This is a genomic window from Spiroplasma sp. hy2 (assembly GCF_044714365.1).
Lineage (GTDB): Bacteria > Bacillota_I > Bacilli_A > Mycoplasmatales > Mycoplasmataceae > Spiroplasma > Spiroplasma phoeniceum.
This window is the reverse complement of sequence record NZ_RXFZ02000216.1, coordinates 1-1,455: the sequence shown is the minus strand read 5'-3', so window position 1 is coordinate 1,455 and position 1,455 is coordinate 1. Positions and strand designations below refer to the sequence as shown.

The window sequence follows — 1,455 nt, the reverse complement described above, 5'->3', positions numbered from 1 at the left end:
TTTMTTTTTTCATAAAATTCTAAAAATTGATCATCTGTTAAGCTATTTATTAATTCTGTAATTATTTTTTTCATTAATTATTTACCTCCATATATTAAAAATATACCATTTGTGTTTTTCCATTATTGTTAATAAAGATGATAAAATTGCGCAAAATTATGAAAGTATTTTACAACCTATTATTAATGTTTTACAAAAACTTGGTTTAAATGCTAAGTTTGCTGGTAAAAATGATATTGAAATTGATGGCAAAAAAATCTCTGGTAATGCAAAAATAAAGTATAAAAATCGGTTGCTACACCATGGAACATTTTTATTTGATGTTGATTTAAGTAAAATGCAAAAATACTTAAATGTTAGTCAAGATAAAATTATTTCAAAAGGAATTAAATCAATTCCGGCACGAGTAACTAACTAATATTCGACCATTATTAACAAATGATATTACAATTGATGAATTTATGCTATTTATTACTAATGAGTTTTTAGCACAAGGAACACCAGTGTTAGATTTACCACCAGATATTATTGCGGCAGTTAATAAACTAGCTGATGAAAAATATCGAACATGGGAATGAAACTTTGGTAATTCACCTGAATTTAGTTATCAGAATAAAATTCGATATGAAGGAAAAGGTACCGTTGATGTGCGTTTAAATGTTAATGAAAGAAAAATTATGAACATTAAATTTTTTGGTGATTTTTTAGGTTCTGGTGGAACAGAGCCACTTGAAACTCTTTTAACAGGTTGTGAATATAATCTGAATAAAATTAAAACAAAATTATTAGAAATTAATATTAAAGATATTTTTTGGGATAAATTTGAACTACAAGAAATTTTAGATGTTATTTTTACCTAAAAATATTTAAAAAACAGGAAAGGCAGGAATCAAAAAGATGTATTTTAACAAATTTGATTCGTTAAAAAATGAAATGCTTCAAATTATGGATGTAACGGGAAAGATTGTTAAACCAGATTTGATGCCAAAAATTAGTGACGATGAGGTTTTAACAGCGTATAAATTAATGTGCTTATCACGTCGCCAAGATGATTTTCAAAATAAAATTCAAAGACAAGGAAGAATGCTATCATTTCTTTCATAAACTGGGCAAGAAGCAACTGAAGTAGCATATGGAATGCAATTATTAAAGGAAAAGACTGATTTTCCTCAGCATATCGAAATAATGCTGCTTGATTAGCAACAGGTGTTCCAATGCGCAATATTATGTTATATTGATGTGGAAATGAAATGGGAAGTTATATGCCAGAAGGAATTAATACTTTACCAATTAATATTCCAATTGCAACACAATATTCGCATGCAACTGGGTTAGCATTTTCTGAAAAATATAATAGACTTCTTGCATAACCTAGTTATTTTAAAATTCCTATAAAATATATTTAAAATAGAAATTATAGGAATCTAAAATTATGAAATTTGATAAATTTGATWA

At 26.4% G+C, this 1,455-nt stretch carries 2 protein-coding genes and 1 pseudogene; all 3 read left to right on the top strand.

The features are described 5' to 3' along the window. Positions 1-109: 109 nt before the first annotated feature. The gene (locus EHV01_RS05530) at positions 110-418 is read left to right on the top strand and encodes a lipoate--protein ligase family protein (protein WP_422066585.1); all 309 of its coding nucleotides are present in this window, start codon (positions 110-112) and stop codon (positions 416-418) included. 43 nt (positions 419-461) lie between these two features. Next, positions 462-860, top strand: coding sequence for a lipoate protein ligase C-terminal domain-containing protein (locus EHV01_RS05525; protein ID WP_422066584.1), 399 nt, complete (start codon positions 462-464; stop codon positions 858-860). Positions 861-897: 37 nt separating this feature from the next. After that, positions 898-1,358: pseudogene (locus EHV01_RS05520) on the top strand (thiamine pyrophosphate-dependent enzyme); the annotation flags it as partial. Between the last annotated feature and the right edge of the window lie 97 nt (positions 1,359-1,455).